The organism is Acidovorax sp. JG5 (genome assembly GCF_017939685.1).
Classification (GTDB): domain Bacteria; phylum Pseudomonadota; class Gammaproteobacteria; order Burkholderiales; family Burkholderiaceae_C; genus Acidovorax.
This window is the reverse complement of record NZ_JAGKSE010000010.1, coordinates 25,493-49,526: the sequence shown is the minus strand read 5'-3', so window position 1 is coordinate 49,526 and position 24,034 is coordinate 25,493. Positions and strand designations below refer to the sequence as shown.

The following is a 24,034-nucleotide window of genomic DNA, read 5'->3' as shown; positions in this document are numbered from 1 at the left end:
CGTTGCCTTGCGGCACCATGTGGGCAACAATGGTGCAAAAGCCCATGCAGTGCGACCGCCCCACCATTGAGGAGACAACATGAATTCTGAAGCACTTTGGGCCCAAGGCGCCCAGCAATTCCAGCAGATTTTCGGTGACAGCTGGACGAAAGCGTTGCAGTCTTTTCAATCTGCTGAAACGGCGGGGCGCCTTCCGGGGGGCGCCCCCGTGCAGTTTTCTTCGACCAAGCTGCAGGCGCTGCAACAGCAGTATCTTCAGGATGCCAAGGAACTGTGGGCCCAGGGCTTGCAGGCCACACCCGAAATCAAGGACCGGCGTTTCACGGGCGATGGCTGGGCCAGCAACCCGGTGGCGGCTTTTTCGGCTGCAGCTTACCTGCTCAACGCACGCACCTTGATGGGCCTGGCCGACGCCGTGGAGTCCGACGAAAAAACCAAGGCCCGCATCCGTTTTGGCGTGGAGCAATGGATGGCCGCCATGGCACCCAGCAACTTCCTGGCCTTCAACGCCGAAGCGCAAAAGAAAGCCATCGAGACCAAGGGTGAGAGCATTGCCAAAGGCATGCAAAACCTGCTGCACGACATCACCCAGGGCCATGTGTCGATGACCGACGAAAGCCTGTTCGAGGTGGGCCGCAACGTGGCCACTACCGAAGGCGCCGTGGTGTTTGAAAACGAGCTGTTTCAGCTGCTCGAATACAAGCCCCTGACCGCCAAGGTGTACGAGCGCCCGTTCCTGCTGGTGCCGCCTTGCATCAACAAGTTCTACATCCTCGACCTGCAGCCCGAGAACTCGCTGATCCGCTACGCCGTCGAACAAGGCCACCGCACCTTTGTGGTGAGCTGGCGCAACCCCGATGACAGCCTGGCCCACAAGACCTGGGACGACTATGTGGAAGACGGTGCCATGGCCGCCATCGACGTGGTGCAGAACATTACCGGCGCCGAGCAGGTCAACGCCCTGGGTTTTTGCGTGGGTGGCACCATCCTGAGCAATGCCCTGGCGGTGCTGGCCGCGCGTGGCGATGATCCTGTGGCCAGTGCCACCTTTCTCACCACGCTGATCGACTTCACCGACACCGGCATCCTCGACGTGTTCATCGACGAGGCTTTCGTGAAGTTCCGCGAAATGCAGCTGGGCAAGGGCGGGCTCATGAAGGGGCAGGACCTGGCCTCGACCTTCAGTTTTCTGCGACCCAATGATCTGGTGTGGAATTACGTGGTGGGCAACTACCTCAAGGGCGAAACGCCGCCACCATTTGACCTGCTTTACTGGAACAGCGACAGCACCAATCTGCCCGGGCCGTTCTACGCCTGGTATCTGCGCAATTTCTATCTCGAAAACAACCTGGTCAAGCCCGGCAAGCTCATCGTGTGCGGCGAGAAGATGGACCTCGCCAACCTCACGCTGCCGGTCTATATCTATGGCTCGCGCGAAGACCACATCGTGCCCATCAACGCCGCCTATGCGTCCACCCAGGTGCTTCCCGGCAAAAAGCGCTTTGTGATGGGCGCTTCGGGTCACATTGCCGGTGTTATCAACCCACCCGCTAAAAACAAGCGCAGCCACTGGATTCGCGCCGACGGCAAGCTGCCCGCCACCCTTGACCAATGGCTGGAAGGCGCCACCGAGCACCCTGGCAGCTGGTGGACCGACTGGTCCGGCTGGCTCAAGGGCCACGCTGGCAAGCAGATTGCGGCCCCCAAGGCATACGGCAAGGGCACCCGGTTCAAGGCCATCGAGCCGGCACCGGGCCGCTACGTCAAGCAAAAAGCCTGAGTTCAAGTGCAGCGAGAATTTCACAACAACAACGCCGGGGCGCAAGCTGGGTCCCGCACCGATCCACCTCGAAAGGACTTTCCATGGAAGACATCGTCATTGTTTCAGCTGCCCGCACCGCCGTGGGCAAATTTGGTGGCGCACTGGCCAAGACGCCGGCCACCGAACTGGGTTCCATCGTCATCCGCGAGGCCATCGCGCGTGCCGGGCTTTCATCCGACCAGATCGGTGAAGTCATCATGGGCCAGGTGCTGGCAGCCGGCGTGGGCCAGAACCCGGCGCGCCAGGCTTCCATGAAGGCCGGCGTGGCCAAGGAAACACCGGCCCTCACCATCAACGCCGTGTGCGGCTCGGGCCTGAAGGCGGTGATGCTGGCGGCCCAGGCTGTGGCCTGGGGCGACAGCGAGATTGTGGTGGCCGGTGGCCAGGAAAACATGAGCCTGGCGCCCCATGTGCTCAACGGCTCGCGCGACGGCCAGCGCATGGGCGACTGGAAGCTGATCGACTCGATGATCGTCGATGGCCTGTGGGACGTGTACAACCAGTACCACATGGGCATTACCGCCGAAAACGTGGCCAAGGCCTACGGCATCACCCGCGACATGCAGGACGCCCTGGCCTTGGGTAGCCAGCAAAAGGCCGCCGCCGCGCAAGACGCGGGCAAGTTTGCCGACGAGATCGTGGGTGTGAGCCTGGCCCAGAAAAAGGGCGACCCCATCCTGTTCAATGCCGACGAATACCTGAACCGCAAGACCAGTGCCGAAGTGCTGGCCGGTCTGCGCCCGGCCTTCGACAAGGCCGGCACCGTGACGGCGGGCAATGCCTCGGGCATCAACGATGGCGCCGCTGCCGTGGTGGTGATGAGCGCCAAGAAGGCCGCTGCCCTGGGCCTCAAACCCTTGGCCCGCATTGCCGCCTTTGGCACCAGCGGCCTGGACCCGGCCACCATGGGCATGGGCCCCGTGCCTGCCTCGCGCAAGGCCCTGCAGCGCGCGGGCTGGAACGCTGCCGATGTGGACCTGTTCGAACTGAACGAGGCCTTCGCCGCGCAAGCCTGCGCCGTGAACAAGGAACTGGCCATCGACCCGGCCAAGGTCAACGTGAACGGCGGCGCCATTGCCATTGGCCATCCCATCGGCGCCTCTGGTTGCCGCATCCTGGTGACGCTGCTGCACGAAATGCAACGCCGCGATGCCAAAAAGGGCCTGGCTGCACTGTGCATTGGCGGGGGCATGGGCGTTTCGCTGGCGCTGGAGCGCTGAAAGAAGTCTGGATGCCTGCGCGGTCAGCTATGTGCTGAACAGGCGCCCCCTCAAAAAGCCGCGTACCACGCGGCTTTTTTCTTTTCTGTCTTGATTGAACTCAATGGTTGCATAAATACCAAAGAGTTACAATACACACATATTGGTGCAAATCAGGAATCTATGTCGAATCTATCCCACTCCCCACAGTCCGAAAAGTCCGTATCGCAGGGTCTGGACAGCGCCATGCTGGGCGACCGCGTCATGCTGGTGGCCATTGCGCTCAGTGCCATTGCCGCGGTGGTGCTGGGGCTGAGGTTTGTGGATTCGGCGCTGGCTCTGGTGGCCTCGGGGGGGCTGGTGCTGATCGCTGGCGCTGCCTATGCCTTGGCGCGGAGCACGCTGGCATCCCGTCTGGTGCTGGCGTTAGTCCAGGTGGGCCTGGTGGCCCTGCATATCCAGCTCGCTCAGGGCATGCTGGAGTTTCACTTTGGCGTGTTCGTCACACTGGCCTTGCTGCTGGTGTATCTGGACTGGCGCCCCATTGTGTGGGCTGCACTGCTATTTGCCGTGCACCATGTGCTTTTCGACCGCCTGCAGGCGGCGGGCTTTGGTGTGTACTGCATGACCAGCCCTGACTTTGCCCGGGTGGTGCTGCACGCGGTGTATGTGGTGATACAGACGGTGCTGGAAGTTATCCTTGCGGTGAACATGGGACGCACGGCCCGCGAGTCGCTGGAGCTGCAGCGCCTTTCGGCGGCCATGGTGCGCGGCAACCAGATTGCGCTGGATGTCACCCACATTGCCGTGGAAACGCCGGGTGGGATGGCGCTCAAGCAGGCGCTGGAGCGCATGCACGAGACGGTGGCTACCGTTCAGGAGGCGGCCACCAGCATGGCGCTGGCCTGCCAGGAGATTGCCATGGGCGCGCAAGACCTTTCGGTGCGCACAGAAGACACCGCCGGCAGCCTGCAGGCAACTTCCGCCAACATGGAGCAACTCACCGGCACGGTGCGCCAGTCCGCCAACGCGTCCGAACAGGCCAATGCCCTGGCGGTTTCGGCTGCAGACGTGGCCCGGCACGGTGGCGACGTGGTGGGGCGCGTGATTCACACGATGCGCGAGATCAACGAAGGTTCGGCCCGGATTGCCGACATCACGGGCGTGATCGACTCCATCGCCTTCCAGACCAACATTCTGGCGCTCAATGCCGCCGTGGAAGCGGCCCGCGCGGGCGAACAGGGGCGCGGGTTCGCGGTGGTGGCCTCCGAGGTGCGCAGCCTGGCCCATCGCTCGGCCCAGGCGGCCCGTGAGATCAAGTCACTCATCGAGAGCTCGGTGCAAAAGGCCTCGGCCGGTGGCCAGCTGGCCGATGATGCCGGCCGCACCATGTCGCAGATTGTGGGTTCGGTGCAGCAAGTCAGTGCAATGATGGGCGAGATCCACGCGGCGGCGCGTGACCAATCAACCGGCATCGCGCAGATCAATCAGGCGGTCGGCCAGCTGGACCAGATGACGCAGCAGAACGCGGCGCTGGTAGAGCAATCCGCCGCTGCCGCGGGCACGGTGACGGAGCAGGCCCAGCGCCTGGCCCAGGTAGTGGCAGTTTTTGCTCTGGTGCGCAGCGCATGAGCAGGCACGGCCACGGGTGTTGGCCTGATATCATTGCCCAATGAAACCAACTGTATTCGCCCAACCCTTTGAGCCCTTGGGCTGCCGTGCCTGCCGTGACAAGACGCAGCTTCCGTTCGATTTCACGATGGCGTTCCAGCCCATCATGGACCTGCAGACCGACCGCCCGTTTGCCTATGAAGCGCTGGTGCGGGGTGTCGATGGACAGTCGGCAGCCACCGTGCTGTCCTGGGTGGATGACACCAACCGCTACCGGTTTGACCAGGCTTGCCGGGTGAAAGCCATCGAACTGGCATCGCGCCTGGGGCTGGCCGCCTTGCCGGGGTGTCGCCTGAGCATCAACTTTCTGCCCAACGCCGTGTACCGGGCCGAGACCTGCATCCGGGCCACCATGGAAGCGGCCAAGGAGTTTGATTTTCCGCACGACCGCATCATGTTTGAGGTAACTGAAGGTGAGCAGGTGACCAACGGTGCCCACCTCAAATCCATCTTCAACGAATACCGCCGCCAGGGCCTGATCACGGCGATCGATGATTTTGGCGCGGGCTACGCGGGGCTGAACATGCTGGTTCAGTTCCAGCCCCATGTGCTGAAGATCGATATGGAATTGATCCGCAACATTGACCAGGATCCAGTGCGCCAGGCCATCGTGTCCGGCATTGCGCTGGTCTGCGAGCGCCTGGGCATTGACATCGTGGCCGAAGGCATCGAGACGACGCAAGAGTCCGAGCACCTGCGCTCGGCGGGGATTCATTACCAGCAAGGCTATCTTTTTGCCAAGCCGGGCTGGGAGACGTTGCCGCTGGCCAGCGGCAACGCTTGAAGCGGGCGCGCCTGACTCCTGTCTCCCTGGCGCGGCTGCGGCGGATGGCTGCACTCTGCGCTCGCTCCATACCGTGAGTACAGGCGGGTATGGGTGGACCGGGGCGGTCTTGCAAAAAAATGGGCGCTTCAGTGTTTTCCTTCACTGCATTGCCTCAATTCTTGGGTAGAGTGGCACGGAGCACATTACAACCAGGAGAAATCACATGAGCAAGAAAGTAGCGTATGTCACCGGCGGCATGGGCGGCATTGGCACCGCCATCTGCCAGCGTTTGCACAAAGAGGGGTTCACCGTCATCGCCGGCTGCGGCCCCACGCGCGACTTCACCAAGTGGCTCGACGAGCAAAAGGCCCTGGGCTACACCTTCTACGCGTCGGTTGGCAATGTGGGTGACTGGAATTCGACCGTGGAAGCCTTTACCAAGACCAAGGCCGAGCATGGTCCGATCGATGTGTTGGTGAACAACGCCGGCATCACGCGCGACCGCATGTTCCTCAAGATGACCCGCGAGGACTGGGATCAGGTGATCGAAACCAACCTCAACAGCATGTTCAATGTCACCAAGCAGGTGGTGGCCGACATGGTGGAAAAGGGCTGGGGCCGCATTATCAATATCAGCAGCGTGAATGGCGAAAAGGGCCAGGCAGGCCAAACCAATTACTCTGCCGCCAAGGCCGGCATGCATGGCTTTTCGATGGCGCTGGCGCAGGAACTGGCCACCAAGGGCGTCACGGTGAACACCGTGAGCCCGGGTTACATCGGCACCGACATGGTCAAGGCCATTCGCCCCGATGTGCTGGAAAAGATCGTGGCCACCGTGCCGGTCAAGCGCCTGGGCGAGCCCAGCGAGATTGCTTCCATCATCGCCTGGCTGGCATCGGACGAGGGTGGCTACGCCACCGGCGCCGATTTTTCCGTCAATGGCGGCTTGCACATGGGCTGATTCCGACCCGAAGCAAATAACAAAAAACCCCGCAATGCGGGGTTTTTTGTTGAGAGGAACATGGATGAAGGGGCTGCCGCCGCCATTTTGTGTGGGCGGCTGCCACGCCCTCAAAGGCGGGCCGGTGCGCGCTTGCGGTCGCGTTCGTCTTCGGGCCAGGCTGTCAAGATTGCGGTGGTATTCATACTGGAAAACTCCTGTGATGTACCAACAACGCGTTCGCTGGAGGCTTGGTTGACGTTCAAACGCAAAAAAATGCAACCAGATCACCCGTTATTCCTGCAAGAATTTTTGCTTCAAAGTTAATAGCTACCAGCGTCGGCCGCTATTGGTCAGAAAGCCAAAACAATCGCAGAAAATCACAAGAATTTACGTGTCAGGCGCTGGCGCTGGCGCCCATTTCTTCCAGTTCGGCGGAAATTTCCAGCCAACGCTCTTCCAGCCGTGCAGTTTCATCGTGGCCGGCTTTCAGGCGCCGGCCAAGGTCGGCGATTTCAGCCGGTGGCAGCGGCTGGGTGAGGCGCTGCTCCAAGTCGGCCCGCTCGGCCACCAGGGCAGATAAGCGCTGGTCGATCTTTTCAATTTCGCGTTTCAGGGGCCGGGTTCGTTCTGCCAGTTGCTGGCGTGCCTGGGCATCCTGCTTGCGCTGCTCCTTGGCGTCGATAGCAGGTTTTGCATCATTTTGGCCTTTTGCGCTTGCCTGGTCTGCGCGAGCAGCTATTGAAACAGGAGCAATGGCTGTGGCTGCCACGGCCGCAACAGGCGCCTGTGCTGCACCCGCCTTGAGCGCCGCGCTGTCGGCTGCGGCCTCCAGCTTGGCCAGTTCGCGCTGGCGCTTGGCTTCGTCCAGCAGGTAGCGCTGGTAGTCGTCGAGGTCGCCGTCAAATGGCCCCACGGCGCCGCGCCCGACCATCCAGAACTCGTCGCACACGGCGCGCAGCAGGGCGCGGTCGTGGCTGACCAGCATGACCGTGCCTTCAAACTCGTTGAGCGCCATCGACAGCGCCTCGCGCGTGGCCAGGTCCAGGTGGTTGGTGGGCTCGTCAAGCAGCAGCAGATTGGGGCGCTGCCAGACGATCATGGCCAGCACCAGGCGGGCTTTTTCGCCGCCGCTCATGCTGCCCACGCTTTGCTTGACCATGTCGCCAGTGAAATTGAACGTGCCCAGGTAGCTGCGCAGGTCTTGTTCGCGGCTCGGTTCGCGGCTGTTGGGGCCCAGCTCGCGCGCCAGGCGGATCATGTGCTCCAGCGGGTTTTCGTGCGGGCGCAGCACGTCCAGTTCCTGCTGGGCAAAGTAGCCAATCGACAGGCCCTTGCCCTCGGTCACGGTGCCGGCCAGCGGCGCCATGGTGCGGGCAATGGTCTTGACCAGCGTGGACTTGCCCTGGCCGTTGGCGCCCAGAATACCGATGCGTTGGCCGGCCAGCACGCTGCGGCTGACGTTTTCCAAAATGGTGGTTTGCGCCCCGTCGTCCGAGCGGTAGCCAAACGCCGCATCGCTGATGGCCAGCATCGGGTTGGGCAGGTTGACCGGCTCCTTGAATTCGAAGGTGAATTCGGCGTCGGCCAGCACGGGCGCGATCTTTTCCATGCGGTCGAGCGCCTTGACGCGGCTTTGTGCCTGCTTGGCCTTGCTGGCCTTTGCCTTGAAGCGGTCGATGAACTTCTTGAGGTGGGCGATCTTTTCCTGCTGCTTGGAAAAGCTGGCCTGCTGCAATTCGAGCTGCTGGGCGCGCAGATCTTCAAACTTGCTGTAGTTGCCGCCGTAACGTGTGATCTGCGCGTTGTCGATGTGCATGGTGACGTTGGTCACGGCATCGAGGAACTCGCGGTCATGGCTGATGACGATCATCGTGCCTTCGTAGCGCTTAAGCCAGGCTTCGAGCCAGACCAGGGCATCGAGGTCCAGGTGGTTGGTGGGCTCGTCGAGCAGCAGCAGATCGGAGGGGCACATCAGCGCGCGGGCCAGCTGCAGGCGCATGCGCCAGCCGCCCGAGAAGCTGTTGACGGGTTTGTCGAGCTCGGACACCTTGAAGCCCAGGCCCAGGATGAGGGCCTGCGCGCGGGGCTCGGCGTCGTGCGCGCCGGCATCGGCCAGGTCGGTGTAGGCGTGGGCGATGGCCATGCCGTCGTCGTCGGCCTCGGCCTTGGCCAGCTGGGCCTGCAGGTCGGTCAGCCGCGTGTCGCCGGCCACCACGAATGCGGTGGCGGGCTCGTCGGTTTCGGGCATGTTCTGCGCTACTTGCGCCATGCGCCACTGCGTGGGGATGTAGCAATCGCCACCGTCTTCGTGCAGAGAGCCGTTGAGCAGGGCAAACAGGCTGGATTTGCCAGCGCCATTGCGCCCCACCAGCCCGACCTTTTCGCCGGGGTTGATGGTGGCGTTGACGCCATTGAGCAGCACCTTGGCGCCGCGGCGCAAGGTGACGTTTTTAAGAGTGATCATCAGGAAGAGAAAAATGCAACCAGGGCCTGGCGTGTGGCCAGCAGCACCTGGTCTTCGCCCGCGCTGGTGTCTATCCAGTACACGGGCAGCTGCCCGAAGGCGGCTTCAAAGTGGGAACGCTCGTTGCCGATTTCGAGCACGAGCACCGCATTTTCGCTCATGCGGGCGGGCGCATCGTGTAGCAGCTGGCGAATGAAGTCCATGCCATCGGCGCCGCCCGCCAGCGCCAGGGTGGGCTCGGCCCGGTATTCGGCGGGCAATTGCGCCATGCTGGCCGCGTTCACATAGGGCGGATTGCACAGAATCAGGTCCCAGGGACCGGGCAGTTGGGCCAGGCCATCCGACAACTGCAGCGTGACGCGGTCTTGCAGGCCATGCCGGTCCACATTGATGCGGGCCACGGCCAGGGCGTCGGGCGAAATGTCGGCGCCCGTGACCTCGATGTCGGGCCAAGCCATGGCCGCCAGCACGGCCAGGCTGCCGTTGCCGGTGCACAGGTCGAGCACGCGGCGCGTGTGCGCGCCCAAAAAATCGTCAATGCTGCCATCGGCCAGCAACTCGGCGATGAAGCTGCGCGGCACGATGGCGCGCTCGTCCACGTAAAACGGCACGCCTTGCAGCCAGGCCTCGCGGGTGAGGTAGGCGGCCGGCTTGCGGCTGCGAATGCGTTCATCAAAAAGTGTAGCTGCCTGCGCAAGTTCAGCGGGCGTTACAGGCCTATTTGCCATGGAATCGGGGCCGTCGCCGAGATCGCTGTCCAGCGGCAGGCCCAGGCGCCACAGGACCAGCCAGGCGGCTTCGTCGTGGGCATTGGTGGTGCCGTGCCCGAAGGCAACGCCCGCGGCGGTGAGTAGGTCGGAGCCGGACTGCACCAGCGCGGCCACGGTGCCGCCTTGCAGGGCGGGCAGGGTGGTGACGGTGCCGGTCATGCCGCGGTCGCCTGTGTGGCGTGCAGTGGGGCCGACAGTGTGGCAGCTGGCGCCGTGCCGGCCTGGCGGTTCAGGTTTTCGAGGGTGCGGCGGTAGATGTTCTTGAGGGGCTCGATGTCGGCCACCACCACATATTCGTCGATCTTGTGGATGGTGGCGTTGGGTGGGCCCAGTTCAATCACCTGCGGGCAGATCTGCGCGATGAAGCGGCCATCGCTGGTGCCGCCGGTGGTGGACAGCTCGGTGGTGATGCCGGTTTCGGCCAGGATGGCCTGCTGCACGGCCGTGACGAGCTCGCCCGGCGTGGTCAGAAAGGGCTGGCCGCCCAGCGTCCACTGCAGGTCGTATTCGAGGCTGTGGCGGTCGAGCAGGCTGTAGACGCGCTGCTTGAGCTTTTCGGCGGTGGATTCGGTGGAAAAGCGGAAATTGAAATCCACCACCACCTCGCCCGGGATCACGTTGGTGGCGCCGGTGCCGCCGTGCATGTTGCTGATCTGCCAGCTGGTGGGCGGAAAGAAGGCATTGCCCTGGTCCCATTCGGTGGCGGCCATTTCGGCCAGCGCGGGCAGGGCCTGGTGAATGGGGTTGCGGGCCAGTTGCGGGTAGGCGATGTGGCCCTGGATGCCGCGCACGGTGAGCTTGCCGCTGAGCGTGCCGCGCCGGCCGTTCTTGATCATGTCGCCCGTCTTTTCGACGGAAGTGGGCTCGCCCACGATGCAGTAGTCGAGCGGCTCGCCGCGCGCCTTGAGCTGCTCCACCACCACCTTGGTGCCGTCAATCGAAGGGCCTTCCTCGTCGCTGGTCAGCAGGAAGGCGATGGAAACCTGTGGATCGGGGTGGGCGGCCAGAAACTCTTCCACCGCCACGACGAAGGCGGCGATGGAGGTTTTCATGTCGCTGGCGCCACGGCCAAAGAGCTTGCCGTCCTTGTGCGTGGGCGTGAAGGGGTGGCTGCTCCACTGCGCCAGCGGGCCGGTGGGAACCACGTCGGTGTGCCCGGCAAATACTATGGTTTTTATAGCTTGCTGCGCAGGTGGTACAAGCGCTACAGGCCGTTTTGCCCATAAATTGCTGACGCGCAAGCCGTCGGGCCCGCTGTCCAGCCGCTCGCAGACAAAGCCCAGCGGGGCCAGGCGTGCCGCGAGCAGGTCAAGGCAGCCTGCGTCCTCCGGCGTGATGGAGGGCAGGGAGATGAGCTGTTCGGCCAGATGCAGGGTGCGGGACATCGGAAATTTCAGGAGAAACCGGGTCAGGCGGCTTTGACGTCCAGCACGATTTCGGTAAAGGAAGGTTGGTCGTCGGGGGTTTCCCGCGCCTCTTTTTGCGCCTTGGCGGCGTTGGCCGCCAGGGCGAAGTCGTTTTGCAGGCGCCACATCAGGTTGGTGGGCGAGTCGGCGTGGGCCAGGCCTTCCTTGCGGTCAACCTTGCCTTCCATGATGAGGCGGGCCAGGGCTTCCTCAAAGGTCTGCGAGCCTTCGGCCATGGATTTTTCCATGGCCTCCTTCACGCCCGAGAAGTTGCCTTTTTCGACCAGATCGGAAACCAGCTTGGTGTTGAGCATGACTTCCACTGCGGGCACGCGGCCACCGTCCACCGTGCGCACCAGGCGCTGGGACACCACCGCTTTGAGCGCCGATGCCAGGTCGCCCAGCATGGTCGGGCGCACCTCGACGGGGTAGAAGCTCAGGATGCGGTTGAGCGCGTGGTAACTGTTGTTGCCGTGCAGCGTGGCCAGGCACAGGTGGCCCGACTGCGCGTAGGCAATGGCGGCCGACATGGTTTCGCGGTCGCGGATTTCGCCGATCAGAATGACGTCTGGGGCCTGGCGCAAGGCATTTTTCAGCGCGGTCTGCAGCGACTGGGTGTCGTTGCCGATCTCGCGCTGGTTGACGATCGATTTCTTGTTCTTGAACTGGTATTCGACCGGGTCTTCGATCGTGAGGATGTGCCCGGTCAGCTGTTCGTTGCGGCTGTCGATGATGGACGCCAGCGTGGTGCTCTTGCCCGAGCCCGTGGCGCCCACCACCAGGATGAGGCCGCGCTTTTCCATGATCAGCTCGCGCAGCACGGGCGGCAGGCCCAGCGTGTCAAACACCGGAATCTGTTGCGTGATGAAGCGGATCACCACCGCGTAGCTGCCGCGCTGGCGCATGGCGCTGATACGGAACCGGCCCACACCGGTCAGTGGCACGCCCATGTTGAGCTCGCCGGTTTCTTCGAGCTCTTCGATGCGGTCTGGTGGCACCACCTCGGAGAGCAGGTTGCGCGGCGCGTCGGGCGGCAGGATCTGGTTGTTGATCGGCACGCATTCGCCATTGATCTTGATCAGCGCCGGGGCATTGGCCGACAGAAAGACATCGGAGGCCTTTTTCTCCGCCATCAGGCGAAGAATGCGTTCCATCGTGCTCATGGTGTTTCCCCCGTGCTGTTCGTATCGGTTGCGGCGCTGATCGCGCTGGCGTGCATGCGCGACCGCGCTCAGTCGCGCAGCAGGTCGTTGATGCTGGTCTTGGAGCGGGTCTGCGCATCCACCTGCTTGACGATGATGGCGGCGTACATGCTGTAGGGCGCGCCATTGGCCGCCGTCTTGGGCAGGTTGCCGCTCACCACCACCGAGCCCGACGGCACGCGGCCGTAGCTGATCTCGCCGGTGGCGCGGTTGAAGATGGGGGTGCTCTGGCCCAGATACACGCCCATGCCCAGCACCGAGTTTTCTTCGACGATCACGCCTTCAACCACTTCGGAGCGGGCGCCGATGAAGCAGTTGTCTTCAATGATGGTGGGGTTGGCCTGCAGGGGTTCCAGCACGCCGCCCAGGCCCACGCCACCGGACAGGTGCACGTTCTTGCCCACTTGCGCGCAGCTGCCCACGGTGGCCCAGGTGTCCACCATGGTGCCTTCATCGACATAGGCGCCGATGTTCACGTAGCTGGGCATCAGGATCGCGCCCTTGGCAATAAAGCTGCCGCGCCGCGCCACGGCCGGGGGCACCACGCGCACGCCGGTGGCGGCCATTTCCTGGGGTGAGAGGTGGGCAAACTTGGTGGGCACCTTGTCGTAGAAGGCCAGGTCGCCCGACTGCATGATTTCGTTGTCTTTCAGGCGGAAGGACAGCAGCACGGCCTTCTTGATCCACTGGTGCACGGTCCACTGGCCCACGCCTTCGCGGGTGGCTACGCGCAGCTTGCCATTGTTCAGTTCGGCAATCACATGCTCGACGGCATCGACGATTTCCTTGGGGGCCGCTGCGGGCGAAAGGCTGGTGCGGTTGTCCCAGGCGTTGTCGATGAGGGTTTGGAGTTGTTGGGTCATGGTGTCAGGCAGTACGGGATTGGATGAATTGGACGATGCGCAGCGCGGCTTCCACGCATTCTTCGGTGTCGGCCACCAGGGCCATGCGCACGCGCTGGGCGCCGGGGTTGCTGCCCTGGACCTCGCGGGCCAGGTAGCTGCCGGGCAGCACGGTGACATTGTATTGAGCCAGCAAGGCCCGGGCGAACTCGGTGTCGGTCATGCCCAGGGCCTCGGGCACCTTGGCCCAGAGATAAAAGCCGGCGTCGGGCAACGAGACTTCCATCACGCCAGCGAGCAAGGGCGTGACCTGCGCAAACTTCTTGCGGTACAGCGTGCGGTTTTCCACCACATGCTGCTCGTCGCCCCAGGCCGCAATGCTGGCCGCCTGCACCACCGGGCCCATGGCGCTGCCGTGGTAGGTGCGGTACAGCAAATAGGCTTTCATCAGCGCGGCATCGCCGGCCACAAAGCCGCTGCGCAGCCCCGGCACGTTGCTGCGCTTGGACAGGCTGGTGAAGGACACCAGGTTCTTGAAGTCGCCACGCCCCAGGCGGGCGGCCGCCTGCAGGCCACCCAACGGGGGCTCGTCGCGAAAGTAGATCTCGCTGTAGCACTCGTCCGACGCAATCACGAAGCCGTGGCGGTCACTCAGCTCAAACAGCTTTTGCCATTCGGACAGCGGCATCACGGCACCCGTGGGATTGCCGGGCGAGCAGACAAACAGCAGCTGGGTGCGCTGCCACACCGCATCGGGCACGCTGTCCCAGTCCACCGCAAAGTTGCGGGCCGGGTCGCTGGGAGCGTAATAGGGCGTTGCGCCGGCCAGCACAGCCGCGCCTTCATAGATTTGATAGAACGGGTTCGGGCAAACCACCACGGGCTGGCCTTTGGACGGGTCGATCACGGTCTGCGCAAAGGCAAACAGTGCTTCACGCGAGCCGTTGACAGGCAACACCTGCGTGCCGGCATCCACGGCCAGGTCGTAGCGCCGGGACAGCCAGGCCGAAAATGCCTCGCGCAGGCGCAATTCGCCCGCCGTGGCCGGATAGCTGGCCAACCCGCCCAGATTGGCGCTGATGGCATCCTTGATGAATTGCGGCGTGGGATGGCGCGGTTCGCCCATGCCCAGGCTGATGGGGCTGTAGGCCGCCGGGGGTGTGACCCCCGCAAAAAGCTGTCGCAGCCGCTCGAAAGGGTAGGGCTGCAGGTGGGAAAGCAGGGGATTCATGGGGCTGCATTATGGGCGATGACATACAGGGACACGGCCACGCCGGCCCTGTGCGCCTCAAGGGGAGGGCGGATTTCGCCGCTCTCGGGCGCGGGCCATGGCCGTGGCAATGGCTGCCTGGCGCGCCTCGGGCGCCGTGGAAGCCGGGGCGGCCCGTGCGCTGTCCGCCGCAGGAGCGGGGCGCGCATCCGGTGGCGTGTCCGTGTCCGGCCCGGCTTCGGGCGTTGCGGCGCCGTGCTGCACCAACCGTTGCTGGCGATGGGCGTAGCGCTGGCGCGCACTGTCGGCCTGCGTCTGGGTCCAGGCGGCCCAGCCGGTGGCGTTGCCACTGGCGTTTTCGAGCTGAATGCAGTCGACCGGGCACACCGGAATGCACAGCTCGCAACCGGTGCAATGGGCGGACATCACGGTGTGCATGAACTTGTTGGCGCCCACAATGGCGTCGGTCGGGCAGGCCTTGATGCACAGGGTGCAGCCAATGCACCAGTTTTCATCAATCACTGCCACTGTGCGCGGGGCTTCCAAACCATTTTCGGGATTGAGTGGCTGCACGGCCTGGCCTGTGATGGCGGCCAACCGGGCCACACCCTCCTGCCCGCCGGGCGGGCACTGGTTGATGGACGCAAGCCCCTCGGCAATGGCCTGGGCATAGCTTGCGCAGTCGGGGTAGCCGCAGCGGGTGCACTGTGTCTGGGGCAGGGCCGCGTTGATGCGCTCCGCCAACCCGGTCGCGGGCAGCAAGCCTGGCATCAGCGGCTGAGAGTTTTTTGCCCGTGCCCGAAAGGCGGGTCAAAACGCCGCTGATCGGGGGCGGCACAAGCACAGCCATAGCTCGGGCTATGGCGCGCATTGGCAACGACGAGCAGGGATGTTTTGGTGTGCAAGGCGGGCATAGGCAAAAGATTCTCAGCCTCTCAGGCCTTGCGCGTTGGTCGTTTTGGGCTCGGTGCCACCGGCGCTGAGGCCCGCGCAGTTCCGGCAGTTTTGGCTGCAGCCGCCGTGCTCGGGGCTGTGCTGGCGGCGTCAGTGCCCGCAGTTGTCACCCACCGCGTTGCCACGCTGGCGGGCGCCGGGTTCGGGCGGGCAGCCTGCGCAGCTTTGGGCTTTGCCACAGCGGCGGGAGCGGTCACGGCGGGCACGGCTGCCTTGGCCGTGCGCTTTGCCGGGCGGGCGCTGGCGATCTCAGGAACAACTTTGGCGGCTGCTTTTGCCGCAGCCCGGGGCGCTTTGGCCGCAGATGGGCCCTCAACGGAGGGCTCTACCGGGCTTGGGCTCACTGTCTGTGCGGCGTTTGCTGCGCTGGAATTCTCCGGTGCCGGGGTTGCAATCACGGGCGCACTGGGCACGGGTGTCGCGCTGACAGCGGCCAACGGTTCACTGGCGGGTGTGGCCACAGGCGTGGATGGTTTGTCTGAGGGCTTTTCGTGTTGCAGGATGAAGGCGCGCACTTCGGGATACACGATGTCGCGCCAGCGGCGGCCACTGAAAATACCGTAGTGACCCGCGCCCTTGGCTTCGAGGTGGTGCTGCTCCTTGCGCTCGATGCCCGTGCACAGGTCGTGCGCGGCCTCCGTCTGGCCCGAGCCCGAGATATCGTCGAGCTCGCCTTCCACCGTGAACAGCGCGGTGGTGGTGATGTCCTGCGGGCGCACGCGCTCGATTTTGCCCTCGGGCGAGCGCACATCCCAGGTGCCATGTACAAGTGCGTAGTCCTGGAACACGGTCTTGATGGTTTCCAGGTAATAGTCCGCATCCATGTCCAGCACGGCGTTGTATTCGTCGTAGAACTTGCGGTGGGCCTCGACGCTGGCGTCATCGCCCTTGATCAGGTCTTTGAAATAATCGTAATGGCTGGTGGCATGCCGGTCGGGGTTCATGGCCACAAAGCCGGTGTACTGCAGGAAACCGGGGTACACCCGGCGGCCCGCTCCGGGGCAGTTGTCGGGCACGCGGAAGATCACATTGTTCTCAAACCATTCGTAGCTGCGATTCGTGGCCAGATTGTTCACCGCGGTGGGTGATCTGCGCGCATCGATGGGGCCGCCCATCATGGTCATGGTGATCGGCGTGGTCTCGCCCCGGCTGGCCATCAAGGACACGGCAGCCAACACTGGCACGGTGGGCTGGCAGACGCTGATCACATGGCAGTTGCCATAGATGCCCTGCAGGTGGCGAATGAACTCCTGCACATAGTTGACATAATCATCAAGGTGGAACTCCCCCTCGGACAGCGGCACAAGGCGGGCATTGCGCCAATCGGTGATATAGACCTTGTGATCCTTGAGCATGGTGCGCACCGTGTCGCGCAGCAAGGTGGCGTAGTGGCCTGACAGCGGTGCCACGATCAGCACCACCGGCTGGCCCTTGAGCTTGGTCAGCGTGGCCGGATCGTCCGAAAAACGCTTGAAGCGGCGCAGTTCGCAAAAGGGCTTGTTGATTTCGACGCGCTCATGGATGGCGATGCCCACGCCGTCCACATCCACCGTCGGGATGTCAAAGGCGGGCTTTTCGTAGCCCTTGCCCAGGCGATACAGCAGGTCGTAGCCGGCAGAAACCCGTTGCGCGAGCGAGGTCTGGCTAAGGGGCGACGCCGGGTGGCTGTACAGCTTGGAGATGGCCTGGGAAAAGTCGGCAAAGGGCTCCATCAGGGAGCGTTGGGTTTCGTAGATCTGGTAGAGCATGGGGCGAAACTCCGTTATGTTGCAGTGCAATATAACAGCATCTGGTTACCGATGTCTGGAGTGAAACCACCAATGCGAAGTCGCTTTGGTGACAGTCTGGTGACTTTCGTGCCGGTCGGTTATTGGCTTATAAATGCTATACAAATGATAGCTTCTCGCGCAATACCATCAATCGCTACATGCCAATTTAATACCTAAAATTTTGTCATGCACCGGTCTTGCCCTGGCTCAAGTTCTGCCGTGTTCCTGTAGCCACGCCTCAAAGGCTTCCCGGGCCACGTTGCGCAGGGCTGGGCGGAACGCGATGTTGTTACTGAGATACAGGCAATGGCGGATCACGGTGTAGGCGTTGAAGCTGCCCTGCGGGTTCTGTTCTTCAAAATGCAGCTTGTAGCGCTTGACCACCGCAATGGTTTCGCGCAGCAGCGCATTGAAGCGGGCGCGGGTCATGCCGGACGACCAACCCTGGATGTCGTCCACAAAGCTGTCCACCTTGGAGGGTTCGAACTCAAAATCCTTGAAGAAGTGGTTGGCGATCTTGAGGAAGGTGAAGGCGTTGAGTTCGCTGCCCCCGGTGGGCGCCTTCTCTGGCGCCTGCACACCGGGTTCTGGCAGGGCTTCGGCCGTTTCGTCGGGGGCCTGCAGCAACTCGGCCGCGGTGGCGTCACGGATCTGGCGGAACTCGCGGTCGGCCAGCTCGAACAAGGCCGACAGCACGTTGATGCGGCGCTTGAGCTGGCCGGGAATCGACTTTTTGTACTTGATCTTGTGGTCCAGCACGCTCCACGAATCCTGGATGATGGTGCGCACCTGCAGCTCAACCGCATAGGCCGCGCACGCGGCGTGCTCGGGCAACGCCCTCTGGGCGGCGTTGAGCCTCAGGTCCAGGTGCAGGCCCTTGTAGCCAAACGAGGCCTCGGTGTTCTCCACGGCGGCCACCTTGTCGGTGACATCCATCACATCGAAATGCGAACGCACCAGCTGGGCTACCTTTTCGAGCTCGTCTTCATACAGGCAAACCACGCGCACTCCGATCAGGTCGGTGATGTAGGGCGCAATTTCATATGGCTCGTTGGCTTCCTCCAGCGCTGGCCGGTACTTGCGGGTGAACTTGCGAATGGACTCTTCCTTGTCCTTCACACGCCCCTCCACCTTGGCCACATCCACCTGCCCCGACGGGGTCAGCAATGCGGTGAGCAGGGCGACGAAGGATGCGCAAGCCTCCTGCAGGCGCGGCAGGTTCTGGTCGTGGAAGGCATGGAAACGGGCTTCCTCCCGTTCGAAGTCAAGCGAAGGCATAGGGTCGTTCTTGAATGCACCTGTGGCCTGAATCGTAAGGCCTGCGCCAGCATGTGTCGCAACCGGACGGCGGGTGCCGTGCGCAATTTTGCGAATCCATGCCGCGGGGGGCATAAATACTTAGGGCCGGCGGCCATGACCTTGTCCATAATGCTGGCAGGCCGTCTTGGCGCTCGCGCGCCGCCGGTTTTTGCAGGCTGCCTGCCGCGACCCGCAACCACCCACCTTTGTGAACCCATGAGCCAAGCCCGCCAGTATGAGGAGCTTCCCGCCCCGGAAAGCCACTGGCGTCCACTCGCACTGCTGGGCCCGGTGGTGGCATTGTTCCTGATGGGGCTGACCTTTCTGTTCTGGCAGGCTGCAGATCGGGAGGTCGAGGCCAAAAAGCGCCAGGCGTTCACCGCCTCGGCGGACCGCATCGTTGACAGCCTCAAGGACCGGATGGCCACCTTCGAGCTGGTGCTGCGGGGCGTGAAGGGGTATTACGACGGCTCCGACAGCATTGATCGCAATGAGTTTCATGCTTACGTACAAGCGCTGCGCCTGTCGGAAACCCGGCCCGGGCTGCAGGGCGTGTCGTACGCGCTGGACCTGCCGGCCGACCGGCTGGACGCCCACATGGCACAAATGCGCGCGCGGGGCTTTTCTTTCTACACCGTGCACCCGGCGGGGGTCCGCGCGCGTTACACGCCCCTTACCCATATCGAACCCCAGTCCATCGACAACCTCAAGGCGCTGGGGTTTGATATCTCCACCGTGCCGGCCGCCCGTGAAGCGCTCGACCGCGCGCGTGACACCGGACAGCTGGCGTTGACCGCGCGGCTCAGGCTGCAGCAGGACATCGGCCGCAATTCCGTCAGCGGGCTGGTGATGTACCTGCCAATCTACCAAAAAGATGCCGACCTTGACTCGGTAGAAGGCCGCCGGCGTGGCGTAGTGGGCTGGGTGTCGGCGCCTTTTCGTGTCCCTGAGTTGTTGCAGGGCCTCGCGCAGCAACTCGACGCCGACATCGACCTGGCCATTTATGACGGCAACCCAGAGGCGGGCGGCACTCTGCTGCATGGCAACACCAACCTGCCCACCGCCCCGGAAGGCGTGTCTAATGGCTTGCGCGCCACGCAGCAAATGCACCTGGGCGGGCGCACCTGGACCCTCGTGATGCAACCGCTGCCGGCTTTCACGCGGCGCTTTGACGACACCGACAACGGCCTGTTTGCCGCCATGGGTGCGGCCCTGAGCCTGCTGGTGGGCGGGCTGATCTGGGTGATGGCCACGGGCCGCGAGCGCGCAGTTGGCCTGGCCCACCGCATGACGCAGGCGCTGCGCAGCACGCGGGACGATCTGGAAAGCACGCTCAATGCCATTCCGGACCTGTTGTTCGAAGTGGGGCTGGATGGGCGCATCCACCATTGCCGCGCCGCGCGTTCGGTGCTGCTGGCCGCGCCGCCCGAGATGTTCCTGGGCCGGCTGATGGACGAATTCGTGCCGCCAGAGGCTATCGCCGGGTGGCGGGCCGCGTTGCAGGCGGCCCACGACACAGGCCATTCGATCGGCCACCAGTACCGCCTTGAACTGGGGCAAAAGACGCACTGGTTCGAGCTGTCCATCGCCCGCAAGGAAAGTGCAACGCCCGGGCAGATTCCCCGTTTCATTGCCTTGTCCCGGGACATCACTGAACGCAAGCTGGCCGAGGCCCGCACGCACCAGCTGGCCTACTTCGACGCGCTGACCGGCCTGCCCAACCGCCGCATGTTGCTGGACCGCCTGGAGCATGCCCTGGCCTCGGCGCACAACTCGGGGCAGGTGGGGGCGTTGCTGTTCATTGACCTGGACAACTTCAAGCAGATCAACGACGCCCGCGGCCATCCGCTGGGCGATGTGTTGCTCAAACAGGTGGCGCAGCGCCTCACGCAATTGCAGCGCCCCGGTGACACCGTCGCGCGAATAGGGGGCGACGAATTCGTGTTGCTCGTCAACGACATTGCCACTGACATGGAATCGGCCGGGCGTGGCGCATTGCTGGCGGCCGAAGCCGTGCGCGCGGCCCTGGAGGCGCCCTACACCATCGAAACGCACCTCTACAGCAGCACCGGCAGCATCGGCATCACCCTTTTCCCCAAGCGCAGCGAAGAGGTCGAGGACCTGCTGCGCGAGGCCGATACCGCCATGTACCGCGCCAAGGACCTGGGGCGCAACCGCATCCGTTTCTATGAAGCCGACATGCAGGCCGACGTGCAGGAGCGCCTGGCGCTGGAGCAGGACCTCAAGAAGGCCAGTGCCGATGGCCAGCTGACGGCGTTCGTGCAGTCGCAGGTGGATGCGTCCGGCACGGTGATCGGCGGTGAGCTGCTCATGCGATGGAACCACCCGGTGCGCGGCAGCGTGCCGCCCAGCCGCTTCATTCCGGTGGCGGAATCGTCGGGCCTGATCTTGCGCATGGGCGACTGGATGATCCGCCAGGCCTGTGAGACGCTGGCCCGCCTGCACGCGGTGGGGCAGGATCTGTCGATCTCGGTCAACGTGAGCGAGCGCCAGTTTCGCCAGGACGATTTTGTCGAACGCGTGCGCGACATGCTCGCGCAGACCGGCGCTCCGGCGGCCCAGCTCATCCTCGAGGTCACCGAAAGCCTGCTGATCGAAAACCTCGACGACACCATCGCCCGCATGACCGAATTGGGGCAAAGCGGCGTGCGCTTCTCTATTGACGACTTTGGCACCGGCTATTCCAGCCTGGCCTACCTCAAGCGGCTGCCGCTGTATGAGCTGAAGATCGACAAGAGCTTTGTGCAGGACACGCCCGACGACCCCAGCGACACGGCCATTGTGCAGTCCATCATTTCGGTGGCCAGGCACCTCAAGCTGCGCGTGGTGGCCGAGGGCGTGGAAACACGCGCCCAGGCCGACTTTTTGGTGGCCAGCCATTGCGACTGCCTGCAGGGCTATCTGTTTTCCCGACCCGAGCCCTTGCAAGGGTGGGTGGAGCGCCAGCTGGGCGCGGGGTGATGGTGTAACGGGCCCACAACCCCTCATTCGCCGTGGCGGTGAATCCGGATCAGGCCTCGACCGGGCTGGCGTGCGCCAGAGCCATCACTTCGTGTGGCGGCAGGCCTTTGAGGCGGTGGTCGCTCCACACCTGGCGCCAGCGGCGTGAGCCCGCCAGTCCATGGCGCAGGCCCAGCATGTGCCGCGCAATGCTGGCCCACGGCGTGCCGTGCGCAGCGGCCTCACGCGCCATGTAGTCCACCATGGCGGCTTCCACGTCCTCGCGGGTGAGCGTGCTTTGTGGGGCCCCGTAGTACAGCGCATCCCAGCTCGCCAGCCACCAGGGGTTGTGATAAGCCTCACGGCCCACCATCACGCCATCGAGCCCGGCGAGCTGCTCCTGCACGGCGACATCGGTGTTCAGGCCACCGTTGATGGCAAAGATCAGGTGCGGGAAATCGGCCTTGAGCTGGCGCACCACGTCATAGCGCAGCGGTGGCACTTCGCGGTTTTCCTTGGGTGACAGGCCCTTGAGCCAGGCATTGCGCGCATGCACGATGAACACCGCGCAGCCCGCAGCGGCCACGGTGCCCACAAAGTCGCGCACAAAGGCGTAGCTTTCGTCCTTGTCGATGCCGATGCGGTGCTTCACAGTCACGGGCACCTGCACCACGTCCACCATGGCCTTCACGCAATCGGCCACCAGCTGGGGCTCGTTCATCAGGCAGGCACCAAAGGCACCGCGCTGCACGCGCTCGCTGGGGCAGCCGCAATTGAGGCTGATCTCGTCATAGCCCCATTGCTCACCCAGCCGCGCACAGTGCGCCAGGTCGGCCGGCTCGCTGCCGCCCAGCTGCAAAGCCACAGGGTGCTCTTCGGCGTTGAAGCGCAGATGGCGCTGCACATCGCCATGCACCAGCGCGCCCGTGGTCACCATCTCGGTGTACAGCAGGGTGTGCCGGCTCAGCAGCCGGTGCAGGTAGCGGCAGTGGCGGTCAGTCCAGTCCATCATCGGGGCGACGGACATGCGCCAGGGGCTAAGTGGTTGATTGGATTGGGTAGTTTTCAAACATCAAACCTGTGCGTTGTTCAGTGGAATAGGGCGGCTGCACACGCGTTGGGCGGGGTGAACCGTGCGAAATTCGGGCAGACTGGCCATGCAAATCGATGGCGCAAATATTGCATTATCGTTTCAGGTCTTGGCAGGCAAGGGGCGCACCAGGGGCGGGAAGGCGAATCTTCAACAGAGTGCGCGTCCAAGCTGAGAGAGACGAAAAAGCAGAACTTGGTCAGATCGGCAAGGTCGTTAGAATCAAGCCGTTCCACTCAAAAAGTGTTTCAAAATTATTCCGATGGCTTATGTAACGCCCTTCTTCGGTCAATTTACAAACTCGTGGGCGTCTTCCGTACGGTTCAGGCTGGCGGTTCAAACACCATCACACCGGGTTAGAAATTAAGCACAAACAGGCTTTTCTAGCGAATGCTAGTGACGCTTTGGTTTCCCATGGCGGCGTCCAGCACCAGCGCGGGCTGCGCCCCCTTGGGGCCTGATCGGTCCAACAATCTGAACCAGCCCAGATACGAATCAAGGTATTTCGTCGCAATACCCTTGAACCGTTGCATCCAAGCGCGCGGCCTGCTGACATAGGCATTGACGTTCTGCACATGCCAAGGGCCTCGGACACGTTGGCCTTTGCTCACGTTCACCGCTTGGTGCTGCACGCCTAGAGCCCGCGCTGCGCTGGCCAGCGTGACGCTGGGGGCGCAGCGCGGCGATTAAATACTCATCACTAGCATTCGCTAGAAGAGCCAAAAAACAGCTGCCAGCGCTTTTGTACAAAGCGCTGGCAGCTATCAATTTTGAAGCTCCGCTTCAGCGTCCCGCTCCCCCCGGTTTCTGGTACATGCCCTCGATGGCCTGCACAAGGTGCGCCGTCAGGTTATTGCGCTTGATATTGAGCGTGGGCGTCAGGTGCACCGCGCGCTAGAGCCGGGTTGGTTCACCCTTGGCGGCTGTCGCGATACCCGAACCGTTGCAGCCAGTGGGTCAGGCCGCCGCCTCCAGCCCTTGCGCAAAATGCGCCTGCATGGCTTTGGCCGTGGCCTTGGCATCGCGCGCCAGCATGGCCGCCAAAATGGCACGGTGCTCGTTCAGCGAATCTTCGATGCGCCCTTGCTTGAGCAGCGAGTTGTGGCGGTTGAGCTTCATCACCTTGCGCAGGTCGGCCACCATCTGGCTGCGCCAGCGGTTGTCGGCCATCTCCAGCAGGTGCATGTGAAAGCGCTCGTTGATGGCGAAGAATTTTTCACGGTCCGCCACAGCGGTTTCTAGCTCGGCGTGCAGGTCTTGCAGCGCTTTCAACTGCGCTTCGGTGGCGTGTTCGGCCACCACGCCCGCGGCGTCGCTCTCTAGCAGGCTGAGCAGGTGGTACACGTCGCGCAGGTCTTTTTCGCTCATCTCCGTCACATAGGCGCCACGGCGCACCTTCATCGTGACCAGGCCTTCGGCGGCCAGCACCTTCAGCGCCTCGCGCAGGGGGGTGCGGCTGATGCCGAATTCCTCGGCAATCTTGAGTTCGTCAATCCAGCTGCCGGGCTCCAGCTCGCGGCGAAAAATGCGCTGGCGCAGTTGCTCAGCCACTTCAACATACAGGGCGCGGGGCGTGAGGGTGTGGGCAGACATGGGGTGGATTGTAAGCCGGCAAGAATATTTTGAATGAATAATTATGAATGATGTAAACTCGCCGCCACATCGG

Annotated in this window: 17 protein-coding genes and 1 pseudogene; 6 read left to right on the top strand and 12 right to left on the bottom strand. The window is 63.3% G+C overall.

The genetic code is table 11. The features are described 5' to 3' along the window. The first annotated feature begins 79 nt into the window (after positions 1–79). The 5 genes from phaC to phbB all read left to right on the top strand — a co-directional run bounded on the left by phaC (position 80) and on the right by phbB (position 6,419). On the top strand, positions 80–1,780 hold the full coding sequence (gene phaC / locus J8G26_RS11980) for a class I poly(R)-hydroxyalkanoic acid synthase (protein ID WP_210569107.1): 1,701 nt from the start codon (positions 80–82) through the stop codon (positions 1,778–1,780). A gap of 83 nt (positions 1,781–1,863) precedes the next feature. Next, positions 1,864–3,042 (top strand): acetyl-CoA C-acetyltransferase, encoded by a 1,179-nt coding sequence (locus J8G26_RS11975; RefSeq protein WP_210569105.1) that lies wholly within the window; start codon positions 1,864–1,866, stop codon positions 3,040–3,042. 162 nt (positions 3,043–3,204) lie between these two features. Next, complete coding sequence (locus tag J8G26_RS19555) at positions 3,205–4,653, top strand: methyl-accepting chemotaxis protein (RefSeq protein ID WP_282598171.1); 1,449 nt, start codon at positions 3,205–3,207, stop codon at positions 4,651–4,653. Between the two features lie 40 nt (positions 4,654–4,693). After that, positions 4,694–5,476, top strand: coding sequence for an EAL domain-containing protein (locus tag J8G26_RS11965; protein WP_210569103.1), 783 nt, complete (start codon positions 4,694–4,696; stop codon positions 5,474–5,476). Between the two features lie 205 nt (positions 5,477–5,681). After that, positions 5,682–6,419 carry an acetoacetyl-CoA reductase gene (phbB, locus tag J8G26_RS11960; protein WP_210569101.1) on the top strand — a complete coding sequence of 246 codons (738 nt, stop codon included), beginning with the start codon at positions 5,682–5,684 and terminating at the stop codon, positions 6,417–6,419. A 376-nt stretch (positions 6,420–6,795) separates the two neighbouring features. Here phbB and J8G26_RS11955 read toward each other — a convergent pair whose 3' ends face one another. From J8G26_RS11955 to J8G26_RS11915, 9 genes are all read right to left on the bottom strand, one after another. Beyond that, on the bottom strand, positions 6,796–8,865 hold the full coding sequence (locus J8G26_RS11955) for an ATP-binding cassette domain-containing protein (protein WP_210569098.1): 2,070 nt from the start codon (positions 8,863–8,865) through the stop codon (positions 6,796–6,798). Next, entirely contained in the window at positions 8,865–9,794 is a 930-nt protein-coding gene (gene prmB, locus J8G26_RS11950) for a 50S ribosomal protein L3 N(5)-glutamine methyltransferase (RefSeq protein WP_210569096.1), read from the bottom strand. Before prmB ends, J8G26_RS11955 begins: the two co-directional genes overlap by 1 nt. After that, positions 9,791–11,020, bottom strand: a complete 1,230-nt coding sequence (gene dapE, locus J8G26_RS11945; protein WP_210569094.1) for a succinyl-diaminopimelate desuccinylase — start codon at positions 11,018–11,020, stop codon at positions 9,791–9,793. Before dapE ends, prmB begins: the two co-directional genes overlap by 4 nt. Positions 11,021–11,043: 23 nt before the next feature. Next, positions 11,044–12,204: a PilT/PilU family type 4a pilus ATPase gene (locus J8G26_RS11940; protein ID WP_210569086.1), complete on the bottom strand. Its 1,161-nt coding sequence runs from the start codon at positions 12,202–12,204 to the stop codon at positions 11,044–11,046. Positions 12,205–12,272: 68 nt separating this feature from the next. Continuing rightward, positions 12,273–13,106, bottom strand: a complete 834-nt coding sequence (gene dapD / locus J8G26_RS11935; RefSeq protein WP_087745749.1) for a 2,3,4,5-tetrahydropyridine-2,6-dicarboxylate N-succinyltransferase — start codon at positions 13,104–13,106, stop codon at positions 12,273–12,275. 4 nt (positions 13,107–13,110) lie between these two features. Next, on the bottom strand, positions 13,111–14,316 hold the full coding sequence (dapC, locus tag J8G26_RS11930; RefSeq protein ID WP_210569083.1) for a succinyldiaminopimelate transaminase: 1,206 nt from the start codon (positions 14,314–14,316) through the stop codon (positions 13,111–13,113). 57 nt (positions 14,317–14,373) lie between these two features. Next, on the bottom strand, positions 14,374–15,066 hold the full coding sequence (rsxB, locus tag J8G26_RS11925) for an electron transport complex subunit RsxB (protein ID WP_087745753.1): 693 nt from the start codon (positions 15,064–15,066) through the stop codon (positions 14,374–14,376). A gap of 164 nt (positions 15,067–15,230) precedes the next feature. After that, positions 15,231–16,997 carry a polyhydroxyalkanoate depolymerase gene (phaZ, locus tag J8G26_RS11920; protein WP_210569081.1) on the bottom strand — a complete coding sequence of 589 codons (1,767 nt, stop codon included), beginning with the start codon at positions 16,995–16,997 and terminating at the stop codon, positions 15,231–15,233. 228 nt (positions 16,998–17,225) lie between these two features. Further along, positions 17,226–18,296 (bottom strand): (p)ppGpp synthetase, encoded by a 1,071-nt coding sequence (locus tag J8G26_RS11915; protein WP_210569079.1) that lies wholly within the window; start codon positions 18,294–18,296, stop codon positions 17,226–17,228. Between the two features lie 237 nt (positions 18,297–18,533). On the opposite strand from J8G26_RS11915, the gene J8G26_RS11910 reads away from it, so the two are divergent. After that, positions 18,534–21,299: an EAL domain-containing protein gene (locus J8G26_RS11910; RefSeq protein ID WP_210569078.1), complete on the top strand. Its 2,766-nt coding sequence runs from the start codon at positions 18,534–18,536 to the stop codon at positions 21,297–21,299. Positions 21,300–21,348: 49 nt separating this feature from the next. On the opposite strand, the gene dusA is transcribed toward J8G26_RS11910, so the two are convergent. The 3 genes and pseudogenes from dusA to J8G26_RS11895 form a co-directional block, all read right to left on the bottom strand. Then, a complete protein-coding gene (gene dusA / locus J8G26_RS11905; RefSeq protein WP_210569077.1) occupies positions 21,349–22,347 on the bottom strand; it encodes a tRNA dihydrouridine(20/20a) synthase DusA in 999 nt (332 codons plus the stop codon). 404 nt (positions 22,348–22,751) lie between these two features. After that, positions 22,752–23,015 (bottom strand): annotated as a pseudogene (locus J8G26_RS11900) (IS1595 family transposase); the annotation flags it as partial. A 310-nt stretch (positions 23,016–23,325) separates the two neighbouring features. After that, entirely contained in the window at positions 23,326–23,961 is a 636-nt protein-coding gene (locus tag J8G26_RS11895) for a GntR family transcriptional regulator (protein WP_087745807.1), read from the bottom strand. Positions 23,962–24,034 lie beyond the last annotated feature (73 nt).